The organism is Pseudomonas sp. UBA4194, assembly GCF_002379585.1.
In the GTDB taxonomy this organism is placed as follows: Bacteria; Pseudomonadota; Gammaproteobacteria; order Pseudomonadales; family Pseudomonadaceae; genus Aquipseudomonas.
This window is the reverse complement of sequence record NZ_DFUE01000022.1, coordinates 1,111-16,367: the sequence shown is the minus strand read 5'-3', so window position 1 is coordinate 16,367 and position 15,257 is coordinate 1,111. Positions and strand designations below refer to the sequence as shown.

Sequence of the window (15,257 nt, the reverse complement as noted above, 5' to 3'; positions counted from 1 at the left end):
GGTGGCAGCCGCCGGCGAGGCATTATTGGAGATTGACCTCGGTCCGCGTTGCGGCGGGCAACAACAACGGCGCAAACAGCGGCGCGATAAAGCCCGCCGCATCGTCACCCAGATGATTGTCATCCATGTACAGCGAGCGCCCGGCCGCCTCGGCAACGCAGGTCACGCCATCGGCGCAGAACAGTGTTGCGGGACGCAATACCCGCACCGATGGATCACCGGCACTGAGGTCGGCGAACAAGGCATGCACGAACGCCTGACGTTGCTGATGTTCGACCAGCGGCCGGCCCACACCGGTGGTGGGGCGGTGCAGCATGGCCAGGCGGCTGAGCCGATAGGGCGCATTGACCCGTTGCAACGGCACTTCCTCTACCAGCCAGACACGGCTGCCACGGGCGCGCAGCGCCTTGACCTCGCGGCCCAGGGCGGCGGCGAGCTGTCCCGGCGCGTCCGGGCCACTCATGCGATAGGTCATGTCGCCATGTTCATCGCCGTAGAGGTACAGGCTCCAGCGGGCGACCAGCACCACGTCCCGGTTCGGATCGCGCTCAAGCAAGGCCCGCACGTTCTGGTTGAACTGGCGACATAGCGCGTCGCGCTCCAGCCCCGCTACCGGCGCGCAACCTGCCGAACTGGCCAGGTCCAGCGCCTTCCCGGACCGCTCGCCGAGCAGCCGCAGCGCGGGCGCCAATGCAGCTGCGTGGCTGTCGCCCCATACCAGCGGGGGGGTGTCTGCTGCGTTGGATGTCCCGAAGTGGCACACCCACTGATCGGCAGCCGAGTGCTTGTCGAACATGCAATCGCGCTGCCCCGCCCGCCATTGGCTGGCTTGGGCATAACGCAGCGCTTGCTCGGGCAGACGGGAGGGCCAGCCTTCGCTGCTGCGCAGTGCCTGGCCCGCGCCGCCTACCAGCAACATGGCCAAGACTGCCGCAGCGAGCATCCGCCGCGGCTGTGCCAGCCAACGCTTGCGCCGCAACGGCGTCTCCACCCAACGCCAGGACAGGTAGCCCAGCCCCAGGCTGAACAGAATCAAGCCGGCATTTTCCAAAGGCTGCAGACCGTCCACCGCGGCGTAGTTGGCAAACACATGGACCGGCCAGTGCCACAGGTACCACGAGTAGGAAATCAGCCCCACGGCCACCAATGGCGGCAGGCCCAGCAGGCGCGCAATCCAGGTGCGCTGGCCGGCATTGGCCCAGATGATTGCCACGGTCCCGCCCACCGGCAACAGCGCCGCCACGCCTGGGAAGGCGGTCTGCCAGTCATAGCCGATGATCGCCAGCAACAGCGCGCCCAGTCCGACAGCGGCAACCGTCTGGCGCACCCCGTCGGCTACCGGCCGGCGTGTGGCAGGTGCCAGCGCCAGCAGACTGCCCGCCAACAACTCCCAAGCCCTGGCCGGCAGCAGGAAAAACGCCTGGGCCGAGGCATGCTGGACCTGCCACACACTGAGCGCGAACGACATCAATGCAACCCCCAGCAACGCCAGGCGCCAGGACCGCAGATAGCGGCCAAGCACCGCCAGGAGCAGCGGAAGGACGATGTAGAACTGCTCCTCCACGGCCAGTGACCAGGTGTGCAGCAGAGGCTTGAGTTCCGAATCGATATCGAAATAGCCATCCTGACGAGCGAACAGGACATTGGCGATGAACATGGCCTGGTAGCGTGCCGAGCGCCCCAGCTCCTCGTAGTCGCGCGGCACCAGCAGGAACCACCCGACCACCAGGCACGCCGACATCATCACCACAAGGGCTGGAAGGATACGCCGCGCGCGGCGCTCCCAGAAATCGACGAAACGAAAGCGACCCGCCTGGCGTTCGCGCCAGATGATCGAAGTGATGAGGTAGCCGGAGATGACGAAGAAGATATCCACGCCAACGAATCCGCCGGAAAATCCGGGCACCCCAAAGTGAAACAACACAACGGCGATAACGGCCAAGGCACGCAAGCCGTCGATGTCACGTCGATAGGCGAGGTCAGTCATAACGTTCCCTGTTACGCGATGCTGCGAGGATCTGAAATGCAAATGGCGCCCGGTAGGGCGCCATTCGGGTCAAGCAGCCCGGTGGCTTACTTGCGCTTCATCGACAAGAAGAACTCGTCGTTGGTCTTGGTCTGCTTGAGCTTGTCGACCAGGAACTCGATGGCGGCGATTTCGTCCATCGGGTGCAGCAGCTTGCGCAGGATCCACATGCGCTGCAGTTCGTCGTCGGCGGTCAGCAACTCTTCGCGGCGGGTGCCGGAACGGTTGATGTTGATGGCCGGGAAGACGCGCTTCTCGGCGATCTTGCGGTCCAGGGGCAGTTCCATGTTGCCGGTACCCTTGAACTCTTCGTAGATCACTTCGTCCATCTTCGAGCCGGTTTCAACCAGCGCGGTGGCGATGATGGTCAGCGAACCGCCTTCCTCGATGTTACGCGCGGCACCGAAGAAGCGCTTCGGCTTCTCCAGGGCGTGAGCGTCGACACCACCGGTCAGGACCTTGCCGGAGCTCGGGATCACGGTGTTGTAGGCACGGGCCAGACGCGTGATGGAATCCAGCAGGATGACCACGTCCTTCTTGTGCTCGACCAGGCGCTTGGCCTTCTCGATCACCATTTCGGCAACCTGCACGTGGCGGGTCGGCGGCTCGTCGAACGTGGAGGCAACCACTTCGCCACGCACGGTGCGCTGCATCTCGGTCACTTCTTCCGGACGCTCGTCGATCAGCAGAACGATCAGGTGCACTTCCGGATTGTTACGCGTGATGTTCGACGCGATGTTCTGCAGCATGATGGTCTTGCCCGCTTTCGGCGGGGCGACGATCAGGCCACGCTGGCCCTTGCCGATCGGTGCACACAGATCGATGACGCGACCGGTGAGGTCTTCGGTGGAGCCGTTGCCGGCTTCCATCTTCATGCGCACGGTGGGGAACAGCGGCGTGAGGTTTTCGAAGAGAATCTTGTTCTTCGCGTTTTCCGGGCGGTCGAAGTTGATGGTGTCGACTTTCAACAGGGCGAAATAACGCTCGCCTTCCTTGGGAGGGCGGATCTTGCCGACGATGGTATCGCCGGTACGCAGGTTGAAGCGGCGGATCTGGCTGGGCGAGACGTAGATGTCGTCGGGGCCGGCCAGGTACGAGGCGTCAGCCGAACGCAGGAAGCCGAAGCCGTCCTGGAGAATCTCCAGCACGCCATCACCGGAGATTTCCTCGCCGCTTTTGGCGTGCTTCTTCAACAGGGAGAAAATCACATCTTGCTTGCGCGAACGGGCCATATTTTCTATGCCCATCTGTTCGGCCATTTCGAGCAGATCGGTAATCGGCTTTTGCTTGAGTTCAGTCAGGTTCATAAGGGAATGACGTAATCGTGTATGGAGGGAGAAATTAAGCTTTGGGCTTAATGAGGCCGCGCCGCAGAGAAGGCGACAGGATCGCGTACTGATTCGAGTAGGAGTGCGTCGGCGACGGCTTGCAGGGGGCAGAGGAGAAACCAATGCGAGGCCGAATGTAACACCTCGATTTCTGGGCGTCTAGTGTCGAGCCCAGAAAAAAGCCCCGACGAATGCGGGGCCTTTCACGTATCAGATGTTGGCGTCCAGGAACGCGGCCAACTGAGACTTGGACAGTGCGCCGACCTTGGTCGCTTCGACGTTACCGTTCTTGAACAGCATCAGGGTCGGGATGCCCCGCACGCCGTGCTTGGCCGGGGTTTCCTGGTTCTCGTCGATGTTGAGCTTGGCGACGGTCAGTTTACCCTTGTAGGTTTCGGCGATTTCGTCGAGAACCGGTGCAATCATCTTGCACGGGCCACACCATTCGGCCCAGTAGTCGACGAGTACAGCACCGTCAGCCTTGAGTACATCTGCTTCGAAGCTGGCATCGCTGACGTGCTTGATAAGGTCGCTGCTCATGGAGTGTCTCCGTGGTCATATTCTGAAAAACGTTGCCCATCATAGCCGCACCCGCCGTCCACAGGAAGCCGATGATCATTGATCGTCACTATGAACGTGGGTGATACAGCCAATGGAACGATGACGGCATCATCGCGCGGTGCATGCATTCGCTCCATGCGCGCCCCTTTATGGTGCGCCGAGCGAGTCCGGCATGACCGATCCTGGACCGCTGCCGCTCAATGCCTGCCGGGCCGAGGCGCGCCCTGCCCCATCTTGGCACGGGCTGTGCTATCAGCAATGCACCTCGCGTTTTTCCCTGATGGAGTAAAGCCATGATCAAGCGTTGCAGCGTTCTGCTCACTGCCCTGGTAACCAGCCTGATGCTGACCCAAGCCGTCCACGCCGATGGCTTGAGCGACATTACCGACCGCGGCACGTTGCGCGTCGCCGTGCCTCAGGATTTCCCTCCCTTCGGCTCAGTGGGCCCGGACATGCAGCCGCGCGGGCTGGACATCGACACCGCCAAGCTGATCGCCGACCAGTTGAAGGTCAAGCTGCAACTGACCCCGGTCAACTCGACCAACCGCATCCCGTTCCTCACTACCGGCAAGGTCGACCTGGTGATCTCCAGCCTGGGCAAGAACCCCGAGCGCGAGCAGGTAATCGATTTTTCCAGTGCCTATGCACCCTTCTACCTCGCGGTGTTCGGCCCGCCTGAGGCGGCTGTCGCCAACCTCGACGATCTCAAGGGCAAGACCATCAGCGTCACCCGCGGCGCCATCGAAGACATCGAGTTGAGCAAGGTGGCCCCCGAAGGCACCACCATCAAGCGCTTCGAAGACAACAACTCGACCATCGCCGCCTACCTGGCCGGCCAGACCGATCTGATCGCCAGCGGCAACGTGGTGATGGTGGCCATTTCCGAGAAGAATCCCAAGCGTATTCCAGCCCTCAAGCTCAAGCTCAAGGACTCGCCGGTATACGTGGGTATCAACAAGAACCAGCCGGCCCTGCTGGAGAAGGTCAACCAGATCATCGCCAGCGGCAAGACCGATGGCAGCCTGGAGAAAAACTCCCAGACCTGGCTGAAGCAGCCCCTGCCAGCCGACCTTTGATTCGCGAGAGCAGCCCATGGCTTATCAGTTCTCTTTCGCCCCGGTACTGGAGCACGCTGATCTGTTGCTTCAGGGTGCGCTGTTCACCTTGCAGCTGACGTTCATCGGCGCCGTGTTCGGTGTCGGCCTGGGCATCGTCGGCGGCGCCGTGCGAGCCTGGAACATCAAGCCGTTCGCCGCCCTGTTCGGCGTGTACGTGGAATTGATCCGCAACACGCCGTTTCTGGTGCAACTGTTTTTCATCTTCTTCGGCCTGCCCTCTCTGGGGGTGCAGATCAGCGAATGGCAGGCGGCGATACTGGCCATGGTGGTCAACCTGGGCGCGTACTCCACGGAGATCATCCGTGCCGGCATCCAGGCCATCCCCAAGGGCCAGCTGGAAGCCTCGGCGGCCCTGGCCATGAGCCGCTTCGAAGCGTTCCGTCATGTGGTGCTCAAGCCGGCGCTGGGCAAGGTCTGGCCCGCCCTGAGCAGCCAGATCATCATCGTCATGCTGGGTTCGGCGGTGTGCTCGCAGATCGCCACCGAGGAGCTGAGCTTCTACGCCAACTTCATCCAGTCGCGTAACTTTCGCGCCTTCGAGACCTACCTGCTGACGACACTGGTGTACCTGGCCATGTCGATCCTGATCCGCATGCTGCTCAACTGGCTGGGGCGGCGCTACATCATGAGGAACAGCTGATGGACTTCACCTTATGGGACATCGTGCGCAACCTGCTGGTGGGGTTGCAGTGGACACTGGCCCTGAGCCTGGTGGCGTTCGTCGGCGGCGGCGTGATCGGTTTGCTGGTGATGACGATGCGCATCTCCAAGACCCATCCCATCCGCACCCTGGCGCGTTGCTACATCGAGCTGTTCCAGGGCACGCCACTGCTGATGCAGCTGTTTCTGGTGTTTTTCGGCGTCGCCCTGCTGGGCGTGGACATCTCGCCCTGGCTGGCCGCCGCATTGGCCCTGACCTTGTTCACCAGCGCCTACCTGGCGGAGATCTGGCGCGGCTGCGTGGAATCCATCGCCAATGGCCAATGGGAAGCCTCGGCCAGCCTGGCGCTGAACCGGACCGAGCAACTGCGCTACGTGATTCTGCCCCAGGCACTGCGCATCGCCGTGGCGCCGACGGTGGGCTTCTCGGTGCAGGTGGTCAAAGGCACCGCCGTGACTTCGATCATCGGCTTCACCGAGCTGACCAAGACCGGCGGCATGCTGGCCAATGCCACCTTCGAACCCTTCATGGTCTATGGCTTCGTGGCCCTGGGCTATTTTGCCTTGTGCTACCCGCTGTCGCTCAGCGCTCGCTATCTGGAAAGGAGACTGCATGCCTCTGCTTAGAATTTCCGCCTTGCACAAATACTATGGCGATCACCACGTGCTCAAGGGCATCGACCTGAGCGTCGAGGAAGGCCAGGTGGTGGCGATCATCGGCCGCAGCGGCTCGGGCAAGAGCACGCTGCTGCGTACGCTCAATGGCCTGGAGTCGATCAACGATGGGGTCATCGAGGTGGACGGCGAATACCTGGACGCCGCCCGCGCCGACTTGCGCAGTCTGCGGCAGAAGGTCGGCATGGTGTTTCAACAGTTCAACCTGTTCCCCCACCTCACCGTGGGCGAGAATGTGATGCTGGCGCCGCAGGTGGTGCAGAAAGTGTCCAAGGCCAAGGCCCGGGAACTGGCCAAAGACATGCTGGAACGGGTCGGGCTCGGCGAGAAATTCGATGCGTTCCCGGACCGGCTCTCCGGCGGGCAACAGCAGCGCGTGGCGATTGCCCGTGCGCTGGCGATGTCACCCAAGGTCTTGCTGTGCGACGAGATTACCTCGGCGCTGGACCCTGAGCTGGTCAACGAAGTGCTCAGCGTGGTGCGCAAGCTGGCTGAGGAAGGCATGACGCTGATCATGGTCACCCACGAGATGCGCTTCGCGCGCGAGGTGGGGGATAAGCTGGTGTTCATGCACCACGGAAAAGTGCATGAGGTGGGCGATCCGAAGATTCTGTTCGCCAATCCGCAGACGCCGGAATTGGCGAATTTCATTGGGATGCAGCAGGGGTAGGCATCGCAGCCGGCCATCTCCTGCCGACGCACCTCGATCTGCTTCTAGCCCCCTCTCCCTCAGGGAGAGGGCTGGGGTGAGGGGACCATCCACCCCCCATCCCAAATATGCCGCGTTGGCGGCGCGGCCCGATCGTGGCACGATGTTGGGGTTAACGACCGAGATCCTCTGACCATGCCGCAGACCAAAGCCAAGAACCTGTCCCTGATCGCCGCCATCGACCTGGGCTCGAACAGCTTTCATATGGTGGTGGCCAAGGCCCACGTCAATGAAATCCGCATCCTCGAACGCCAAGGCGAGAAGGTCCAGCTGGCCGCCGGTATCGACGAGGAGCGCATGCTCAGCGAAGAAGCCATGCAGCGCGGCCTCGATTGCCTGAAGCGCTTCGCCCAGTTGATCAACGGTCTGCCCCTGGGCGCCGTGCGCATCGTCGGCACCAACGCCCTGCGTGAGGCACGCAACCGCAACGACTTCATCGTTCGCGCCGAGGAGATCCTCGGCCACCCCGTCGAGGTCATCTCCGGGCGCGAGGAAGCGCGACTGATCTATCTGGGCGTCTCCCATACCCTGGCCGACACCCCGGGCAAGCGTCTGGTGGCCGACATCGGCGGCGGCAGTACCGAATTCATCATCGGCCAGCGCTTCGAGCCCCTGCTGCGCGAAAGCCTGCAAATGGGCTGCGTGAGCTACACCCAGCGCTATTTTCGCGATGGCAAGATCACGCCGGCGCGTTACGCCCAGGCCTACACCGCGGCGCGGCTGGAAATCATGGCCATCGAGAACGCGTTGCATCGTTTGAGCTGGGATGAGGCCATCGGCTCGTCAGGCACCATCCGTGCGATTGGCCTGGCCCTCAAGGCAGGCGGCCAGGGTTCGGGGGAGGTCAATGCCGACGGCCTGGCCTGGCTCAAGCGCAAGCTGTTCAAGCTCGGTGAAGTCGACAAGATCGACTTCGAGGGGATCAAGCCGGACCGGCGCACCATCTTCCCGGCCGGCCTGGCCATTCTCGAAGCCATCTTCGATGCCCTGGCACTGCAGCGTATGGATCACTGCGACGGCGCGTTGCGCGAAGGCGTGCTGTACGACCTGCTGGGCCGTCACCACCACGAAGACGTGCGCGAGCGCACGCTCAGCTCGCTGATGGAGCGCTATCACGTCGATGTGGAGCAGGCCCAGCGGGTCGAACGCAAGGCGCTGCATGCGTTCGATCAGGTGGCGACCGATTGGGAACTGGACGATGGCGTGTGGCGCGAGTTGCTGGGCTGGGCGGCCAAGGTGCACGAAATTGGCCTGGACATCGCGCACTACCACTACCACAAGCACGGCGCCTACCTGATCGAGCACTCAGACCTCGCCGGCTTTTCCCGCGAAGACCAGCAGATGCTGGCACTGCTGGTCCGTGGCCACCGGCGCAACATCCCCAAGGACAAATTCGCCGACTTCGGCGATGAAGGCACCCAGCTGATCCGCTTGTGCGTGCTGCTGCGCTTCGCGATCCTGTTTCACCATATCCGTGGCACCCAGGAGATGCCTTCGGTGACATTGCACGCCAAGGCCAAGAGCCTGGATGTGGTATTCCCCGATGGCTGGCTGGAGAACAACCAGCTGACCAAGGCGGATTTCGACCAGGAAGCGGAATGGCTGACACGCGTAGGCTTCACCCTAAGCGTGCGCTGACCCACCCTGTAGCAGCGGCGTAAGCCGCGTCCGGCGATATCGGGGTGGGTCTGATACACCACGGAGCCCTGACCCGGCTTACGCCGGTGCTACATTGGTGGGTCGGGTGTTGGGGGTTGCGGTGGGTCTGATACACCGCGGCGGCCGGACCCGGCTTACGCCGGTGCTACAGGTTAACGTACTGGCAGGATCGGATTGCTCAGCCTTTCCAGCAGGATATCCTGAGCGCTGCGGGCGTTCTGGTTGCCGGTAGGCGTGTTACGCACATAACGCCCGTCGGACTGCAGGATCCATGAGTGGGTATTGTCGGCCAGATAACTCTCCAGCTCCTTCTTGACCCGCATGATCAGCTTCTTGCCTTCCACCGGGAAGCAAGTCTCGACCCGCTTGTCCAAGTTGCGCTCCATCCAGTCGGCGCTGGACAGGAACATCTGCTCCTCGCCTCCGTTGAGGAAGTAGAACACCCGGGTGTGCTCCAGGAAGCGACCGATGATGGACCTCACGTGGATGTTGTGCGAAACCCCGGCGATGCCCGGACGCAGGCAGCACATTCCGCGCACCACCAGATCGATGCGCACACCCGACTGGCTGGCCTTGTACAGCGCTCGAATGATCTTTGGATCGGTCAACGAGTTGAACTTGGCAATGATGTGCGCCGGCTTGCCGTCCACGGCGAACTGGGTCTCCCGGGCAATCATGTCCAGCATGCCCTTCTTCAAGGTGAACGGCGCATGCAGGAGCTTTTTCATGCGCAACGTCTTGCCCATGCCGATCAGTTGGCTGAACAGCTTGCCGACGTCTTCGCACAAGGCGTCGTCCGAAGTCAGCAGACTGTAGTCGGTGTAGAGCTTGGCATTGCCGGCGTGGTAGTTACCGGTGCCCAAATGCGCGTAGCGGACGATCTCACCGGCCTCGCGGCGCAGGATCAGCATCATCTTGGCGTGGGTCTTGAAACCCACCACACCGTAGATCACCACTGCACCGGCTGCCTGCAAGCGGCTGGCCATCTGCAGGTTCGACTCTTCGTCAAAACGTGCGCGCAGCTCGATCACTGCGGTGACTTCCTTGCCGTTGCGGGCGGCATCCACCAGCGCATCGACGATCTCGGAATTGGCGCCGCTGCGGTACAGGGTCTGGCGCACCGCGAGCACGTGAGGGTCCTTGGCGGCCTGGCGCAACAGGTCGACCACCGGAGTAAACGATTCGAAGGGGTGCAGCAGCAGGATGTCCTGCTTGCTCACCACACTGAAAATGTTCTCGCTGTTCTGCAGCAGCTTGGGGATCTGCGGCGTGAACGGCAGGTATTGAAGCTCCGGATGACTGTCCAGACCAGTGATGCTGAACAGCCGCGTCAGGTTCACCGGACCATTGACCTGATACAGCTCGGTTTCGGCCAGGTTGAACTGCTTGAGCAGGTAGTCGGACAAGTGCTTGGGACAGGTGTCCGCCACTTCCAGACGTACCGCATCGCCGTAGCGACGGGAGAACAGCTCGCCACGCAGGGCACGCGCCAGGTCTTCGACGTCCTCGGTGTCCACCGACAGGTCGGCGTTGCGGGTCAGGCGGAACTGGTAGCAGCCCTTGACCTTCATGCCCTGAAACAGATCATCGGCGTGGGCATGGATCATCGACGACAGGAACACGAAGTTGTCCCCTGCCCCGCCAACGTCTTCAGGCACCTTGATGACACGCGGCAGCAGACGCGGCGCAGGAATGATCGCAAGGCCCGAGTCGCGGCCAAAGGCGTCGATACCTTCGAGCTCGACGATGAAGTTCAGGCTCTTGTTCACCAGCAACGGGAACGGGTGAGTCGGGTCCAGGCCAATCGGGGTGATGATCGGCGCGATCTCGTCGCGGAAGAACCGGCGCACCCAGGTCTTGAGCTTGGTGGTCCAGTGACGGCGACGGATGAAGCGCACCTGGTGCTTCTCAAGCTCCGGCAACAGGATGTCATTGAGAATCGCGTACTGGCGATCGACATGCCCGTGCACCAGCTCGCTGATGCGTGCGAGCGCCTGGTGCGGCTGCAAGCCGTCGGCGCCGGCCTGTTCGCGGGCAAAAGTGATCTGCTTCTTGAGACCTGCCACGCGAATCTCGAAAAATTCGTCCAGGTTGCTGGAAAAGATCAGCAGGAACTTCAGCCGCTCGAGCAGCGGGTACGACTCGTCCAGTGCCTGCTCGAGCACGCGAATATTGAATTGCAGCTGGGACAGCTCGCGATGAATGTACAGGCTGCTGTCGTCCAGGCCAGGCACGGCAATGGCCGGTGCCACGGGCGCAGGTTCCTCGATCACCAGGTCGGCGGGCGGTACTTCGGCTACCGGCGCCTTCGGGGCGATATCGAGTACGGGCTGATCTTCCATGAGAGCGACTTCGGTCTGTGCTTCGTTGTTCATCTAGCGGTCCCGAGGGCATTGACGCCCTCTCAGCGAGTGAGCGGCAGGGAGGCCGGCGAGTGCGCCGGCCATGGACCCCTGCCGCGAGGAAATGTACCCAGGCGCGTGTCGGCAACGGGCGATCATGGTGAACGAGCCCCTGGTGACAGCCGTTCCCATCCTAAACGGACGAGCGCAACATTTATAAGCATCCATTGTGACGATTGGATGACAGGCCCGTGAACGGGTTCAATGCCGCCCTGCCCTACAAGATTGACAAGAAATGTTAACGCCAAGACACATTTCGATACTTTCATGAATCTTCGCGAAGGGTTAGGCTTCGCGTTCATTTCGCCAGCATCGATAAAATGCTCCAACAATTCCTGAACGATTTTGGCTACTTCGCCCTGTTTCTCGGTACGTTCTTCGAAGGCGAGACGATTCTGGTCCTGGCCGGGTTTCTGGCGTTCCGTGGTTACATGGATATCAATATGGTTGTGGTGGTGGCCTTTTTCGGCAGCTACGCAGGCGACCAGCTTTGGTATTTCCTGGGGCGCAAGCATGGACGCAAACTACTTGCGCGCAAGCCTCGCTGGCAGTTGATGGGCGACAAGGCCCTGGAGCATATTCGCAAACATCCGGATATCTGGGTGCTGAGCTTTCGCTTCGTCTACGGTTTGCGCACGGTGATGCCCGTGGCCATCGGCCTGTCCGGCTACCCGCCGCGTCGCTACCTGTTGCTCAACGGCATCGGCGCCGCCGTGTGGGCCACGGCCCTGGGCCTGGCGGCCTATCATTTCGGCTCGTTCCTGGAGCACATGCTGGGCAACGTCAAGAAGTACGAGCTGTGGGTGCTCGGCGCCCTGGTGCTGCTGGGCGTCGGCCTGTGGATACGCCGGCGCATCAAGGCCGCCCGGATTGCCCGCAAGGCGCGCGCCGAGGCCGAGACGCAAAAGCCCTGATATCACCCTTGCAGTGAACATGCGGTGCCGATCATGATCCATGTTACAGAGAATGGACAGAATCGGAGTTGAGCCCATGACCAAGAAAATCGCCGTGATTCTTTCCGGCTGTGGCGTCTACGATGGCGCCGAGATCCAGGAAAGCGTGATCACCCTGCTGCGCCTTGATCAGCGCGGCTGCGAGGTCCAGTGCTTCGCCCCCGACATCGCGCAGATGCACGTGATCAATCACCTGACTGGCGAGGAAATGGCCGAGTCCCGCAATGTGCTGGTGGAATCGGCGCGGATTGCCCGCGGCGCAGTACAGGACATCGCCCAAGCCAATGCCGATGATTTCGACGCGCTGATCGTCCCCGGCGGGTTCGGCGCGGCCAAGAACCTCTCCAACTTTGCCACCCAGGGCGCCGGCTGCACATTGGACCCGCAGGTTCAGGCGCTGGCCGAGGCGTTCGCCGAAGCGCGCAAGCCGGTGGGTCTGATCTGCATCTCGCCAGCGCTGGCCGCCAAGATCTACGGCCCCGGCGTGACCTGCACCATCGGCAACGACGCCGACACCGCCCAGGCCATCGACAAGATGGGCGGCACCCATGAGGAGTGCGAGGTGACCGACATCGTCGAGGACACTGCGCGCAAGCTGGTCAGCACCCCCGCGTACATGCGCGCCAAGACGATTGGCGAAGCTGCAGCGGGGATCAACAAGCTGGTGGACCGGGTGATCGAGCTGACCCAGGAATAGGCAGCGGGTTGCGTCCAACCGGTTACGCTGCGCCTGCGACGCGATAATGCTCGAGCATGAAGTCAACGAATGCCCGTACCCGCGCAGGCAAGTGCCGGGCGTGGGGGTACAGGGCGTAATAGTTGCGCTCACCCAGCGTCATGCCTGGCAACACCCTGACCAGTCGGCCAGCCAGCAGGTCGGCCTGAACCGTCGCATGCGTGAAGGCCGCCACCCCCAAGCCCGCCACTGTCGCAGCGTGCAAGGCGGTGATGGTGTCACTGCGAAACGCATGCCCTGGTTCTATCTGGGCGCTCTGGCCGCTGGGCTCCTGCACTTCCCACAGCGTGTCGCGGCCATAGGCCAAGAGGCGGTGCTCGCTCAGGTCTTCGGCCACCCGCGGCAGGCCCATCCGATGCAGGTAGCCGGGCGCGGCCACCAACACCATGGGCGAGATCGCCAACAAGCGCGCCACCAGGCTGGTATCGGCCAGCGGCGTGCAGATGCGCAGCGCCACGTCGAAGCCATCGGCGACCAGATCCACCAAGGTGTCGGAACACGACAGCTCTAGTTGGATATCAGGGTAGCGCTGTTGAAACGCGGGCAGCCAATAAGGCAGTTCCAGCGTTCCGATGACCAGCGGGGCGCTGACGCGCAACAGGCCCGATGGTCGTTCCTGACCACCCTCCACCGCCTCGCCGGCAGCGTCGATGCGCTGCAGGATGTCCACGCACGCGGCGTAGTAGCGCTGACCGGCGTCGGTCAGGCTGAGCTGGCGCGAAGTACGATTGAGCAGTCGTGCACCTAGCTGCGCCTCCAACTGCTGCAGCTGTCTGGAGACGGTCGAGTGGGTAATGTCCAGCCGTTCGGCCGCTGCGCTGAAACCGTTGGCCTCAACCAGACAGCGAAAAACGCGCATGGCGAACAGTTGGTTCATGTGTGACTCTCAGCGTACGGGCAGGCTTTTGATCTGCGCGGTGGTCAGGACGTCGCCGAAGGTGTCTTCGATCTCGGCAAGCGCCGCATTGTGCAGCGCCTTCTGATCGATCCTGGTGCCGTCCAGACGGGTTATGGCGCGGGTGGCCGAGGCATCGGATGCCACTACCACGTTGTAGCCCAGTGGCACCGCGTCCCGGGCCGCGCCCGCCACGCAGGCATGCGTCATCAGGCCGGCGATCAGCAGCGTATCAATGCCACGTTTCTTCAACTGCGCGTCCAGATCGCTGCTGGCAAATACACTCACCGTGCTCTTGCGCACGGTAACGTCAGCCGCGCGGGGTAGCATGCGCGGATGGAACTTGACGTTTTCGCCGTCCGCGGCGAACAGGGCGGACCCGGCAGGCGCCACGTGCTGCACATGATAGACAGGGATCTCGTGCTGGTCGGCGAACTCGATCAGTGACCGGCTATTGTTCAATGCGGCTTCGCCGTCGACGATCGGCATGTTGCCGCTAAAGTATTCATTCTGGAAATCTATGATCACCAAGGCGGTCTTGGGTGCAACCAGGTGGCTGATCGTACTGACGCCCGACATGGCGCGGATGGTGGGTTGAGCACTGGCCGCACTGGCCATGCCGAGCAGTACACAGGCGGAAAACAGACGACGGGGAAAACGCAGGATCATGGCAAATCACCAGGCAGAGCCAATTGGGGAGCCCAGTCTAGATAGCCGCACCGGCAGGCACTAGATCGCCGGTCAAACAGGATCTGTGCAAAGACTGCACAGACCCTGATCATCGTCAGGCAGGCACCCGCCGCAAGGTTGCCAGCAGCGTCGCTGCCCCTACGAACAGTCCCGCGAAGGTACGATTCATGCGCCGTTGCTGGCGCGGTGTGCGCAGCAAGCGCAGCACTTTGGCGGCCAGACCGGTGTAGCCCGCCATGACGATCATGTCCACCGCCACCATGGTGGCGCCGATGGTCAGGTATTGGGCCAGCAGCGGCGCGTGGGGATCGATGAACTGCGGCAGCACGGCCAGCATGAACACCAACGCCTTGGGGTTGCTGACGTTGACGAGGAAACCCCGCAACACCAGCGTCGACGCCTTGCCCACCGGACGCCCATCCGCTTCTTCGCTGATATCGGTGGGCAGCGCCCGCCATTGCTTGACCGCGAGGTACAGCAGGTAGACCACGCCGAACCACTTGATTACCTGGAAGGCTGTGGCCGACGCCGCCAGGATCGCCCCGACGCCGGCAGCGATGACGGCGATCTGCATGATCAGACCCAGTTGCAGGCCCAGCGCGTTCCAATAGCCCCGCACAAAGCCGTGCTGCAGTCCGCAGGACATCGACGCAATGGCACCCGCGCCAGGGGACAGGCTGATGATCCAGCAGGCGGCGAAGAAGGCCAGCCAGGTTTCCAGAAGCATGGGGACCTCGAAGGGGTTGTTTGATTGGCTTACGGTACTGGGGCGGGTTGGGTTTGGCTATGGGGTGAATGGGGAAATTTGCGGGATTGTTCTTGGGTCTGCGGTGAATGGTCCCCTC

General features: G+C 62.3%; 14 protein-coding genes. 7 read left to right on the top strand and 7 right to left on the bottom strand.

All coding sequences use genetic code 11. The features are described 5' to 3' along the window. Nucleotides 1-22 precede the first annotated feature (22 nt). The 3 genes from B3397_RS06205 to trxA all read right to left on the bottom strand — a co-directional run bounded on the left by B3397_RS06205 (nt 23) and on the right by trxA (nt 3,894). Nucleotides 23-1,987, bottom strand: a complete 1,965-nt coding sequence (locus B3397_RS06205) for an acyltransferase family protein (protein WP_296248243.1) — start codon at nt 1,985-1,987, stop codon at nt 23-25. Nucleotides 1,988-2,073: 86 nt separating this feature from the next. Continuing rightward, complete coding sequence (gene rho, locus B3397_RS06200) at nt 2,074-3,333, bottom strand: transcription termination factor Rho (protein ID WP_296248241.1); 1,260 nt, start codon at nt 3,331-3,333, stop codon at nt 2,074-2,076. Between the two features lie 231 nt (nt 3,334-3,564). Further along, on the bottom strand, nt 3,565-3,894 hold the full coding sequence (trxA, locus tag B3397_RS06195; RefSeq protein ID WP_043192254.1) for a thioredoxin TrxA: 330 nt from the start codon (nt 3,892-3,894) through the stop codon (nt 3,565-3,567). A gap of 314 nt (nt 3,895-4,208) precedes the next feature. Between trxA and B3397_RS06190 the strand changes: the two genes are divergently transcribed. The 5 genes from B3397_RS06190 (at nt 4,209) to ppx (ending at nt 8,715) form a co-directional block, all read left to right on the top strand. Further along, nucleotides 4,209-4,991, top strand: coding sequence for a transporter substrate-binding domain-containing protein (locus B3397_RS06190; protein ID WP_296248238.1), 783 nt, complete (start codon nt 4,209-4,211; stop codon nt 4,989-4,991). A gap of 16 nt (nt 4,992-5,007) precedes the next feature. After that, nucleotides 5,008-5,673, top strand: a complete 666-nt coding sequence (locus tag B3397_RS06185) for an amino acid ABC transporter permease (RefSeq protein ID WP_296248236.1) — start codon at nt 5,008-5,010, stop codon at nt 5,671-5,673. Then, nucleotides 5,670-6,320 (top strand): amino acid ABC transporter permease, encoded by a 651-nt coding sequence (locus tag B3397_RS06180; protein ID WP_296248349.1) that lies wholly within the window; start codon nt 5,670-5,672, stop codon nt 6,318-6,320. Before B3397_RS06185 ends, B3397_RS06180 begins: the two co-directional genes overlap by 4 nt. After that, nucleotides 6,307-7,038, top strand: a complete 732-nt coding sequence (locus B3397_RS06175) for an amino acid ABC transporter ATP-binding protein (protein ID WP_296248234.1) — start codon at nt 6,307-6,309, stop codon at nt 7,036-7,038. The genes B3397_RS06180 and B3397_RS06175 overlap by 14 nt, the downstream gene beginning before the upstream one ends. Nucleotides 7,039-7,212: 174 nt before the next feature. Then, on the top strand, nt 7,213-8,715 hold the full coding sequence (gene ppx / locus B3397_RS06170) for an exopolyphosphatase (protein ID WP_296248232.1): 1,503 nt from the start codon (nt 7,213-7,215) through the stop codon (nt 8,713-8,715). Nucleotides 8,716-8,888: 173 nt separating this feature from the next. Here the strand turns inward: ppx and ppk1 are convergent, their stop codons facing one another. Next, entirely contained in the window at nt 8,889-11,111 is a 2,223-nt protein-coding gene (gene ppk1, locus B3397_RS06165; RefSeq protein WP_296248230.1) for a polyphosphate kinase 1, read from the bottom strand. 347 nt (nt 11,112-11,458) lie between these two features. Between ppk1 and B3397_RS06160 the strand changes: the two genes are divergently transcribed. Next, complete coding sequence (locus B3397_RS06160) at nt 11,459-12,052, top strand: DedA family protein (protein ID WP_296248229.1); 594 nt, start codon at nt 11,459-11,461, stop codon at nt 12,050-12,052. A gap of 76 nt (nt 12,053-12,128) precedes the next feature. Continuing rightward, nucleotides 12,129-12,788, top strand: a complete 660-nt coding sequence (gene elbB / locus B3397_RS06155) for an isoprenoid biosynthesis glyoxalase ElbB (protein ID WP_296248228.1) — start codon at nt 12,129-12,131, stop codon at nt 12,786-12,788. Nucleotides 12,789-12,810: 22 nt separating this feature from the next. On the opposite strand, the gene B3397_RS06150 is transcribed toward elbB, so the two are convergent. The 3 genes from B3397_RS06150 to B3397_RS06140 form a co-directional block, all read right to left on the bottom strand. Beyond that, a complete protein-coding gene (locus tag B3397_RS06150; protein WP_296248226.1) occupies nt 12,811-13,704 on the bottom strand; it encodes a LysR family transcriptional regulator in 894 nt (297 codons plus the stop codon). A gap of 9 nt (nt 13,705-13,713) precedes the next feature. Next, nucleotides 13,714-14,391 carry a cysteine hydrolase family protein gene (locus B3397_RS06145; RefSeq protein ID WP_414704352.1) on the bottom strand — a complete coding sequence of 226 codons (678 nt, stop codon included), beginning with the start codon at nt 14,389-14,391 and terminating at the stop codon, nt 13,714-13,716. Between the two features lie 115 nt (nt 14,392-14,506). Further along, entirely contained in the window at nt 14,507-15,139 is a 633-nt protein-coding gene (locus tag B3397_RS06140; RefSeq protein ID WP_296248224.1) for a LysE family transporter, read from the bottom strand. Nucleotides 15,140-15,257 lie beyond the last annotated feature (118 nt).

Excerpts from the sequence above, each read along its gene's own strand:
- B3397_RS06145 (WP_414704352.1), bottom strand. The coding sequence starts at position 14,391 with ATGATCCTGCGTTTTCCCCGTCGTCTGTTTTCCGCCTGTGTACTGCTC.
- elbB (WP_296248228.1), top strand. The coding sequence starts at position 12,129 with ATGACCAAGAAAATCGCCGTGATTCTTTCCGGCTGTGGCGTCTACGAT.
- ppx (WP_296248232.1), top strand. The coding sequence starts at position 7,213 with ATGCCGCAGACCAAAGCCAAGAACCTGTCCCTGATCGCCGCCATCGAC.
- B3397_RS06185 (WP_296248236.1), top strand. The coding sequence starts at position 5,008 with ATGGCTTATCAGTTCTCTTTCGCCCCGGTACTGGAGCACGCTGATCTG.
- B3397_RS06150 (WP_296248226.1), bottom strand. The coding sequence starts at position 13,704 with ATGAACCAACTGTTCGCCATGCGCGTTTTTCGCTGTCTGGTTGAGGCC.
- rho (WP_296248241.1), bottom strand. The coding sequence starts at position 3,333 with ATGAACCTGACTGAACTCAAGCAAAAGCCGATTACCGATCTGCTCGAA.
- B3397_RS06140 (WP_296248224.1), bottom strand. The coding sequence starts at position 15,139 with ATGCTTCTGGAAACCTGGCTGGCCTTCTTCGCCGCCTGCTGGATCATC.
- ppk1 (WP_296248230.1), bottom strand. The coding sequence starts at position 11,111 with ATGAACAACGAAGCACAGACCGAAGTCGCTCTCATGGAAGATCAGCCC.
- trxA (WP_043192254.1), bottom strand. The coding sequence starts at position 3,894 with ATGAGCAGCGACCTTATCAAGCACGTCAGCGATGCCAGCTTCGAAGCA.
- B3397_RS06190 (WP_296248238.1), top strand. The coding sequence starts at position 4,209 with ATGATCAAGCGTTGCAGCGTTCTGCTCACTGCCCTGGTAACCAGCCTG.
- B3397_RS06160 (WP_296248229.1), top strand. The coding sequence starts at position 11,459 with ATGCTCCAACAATTCCTGAACGATTTTGGCTACTTCGCCCTGTTTCTC.
- B3397_RS06205 (WP_296248243.1), bottom strand. The coding sequence starts at position 1,987 with ATGACTGACCTCGCCTATCGACGTGACATCGACGGCTTGCGTGCCTTG.
- B3397_RS06175 (WP_296248234.1), top strand. The coding sequence starts at position 6,307 with ATGCCTCTGCTTAGAATTTCCGCCTTGCACAAATACTATGGCGATCAC.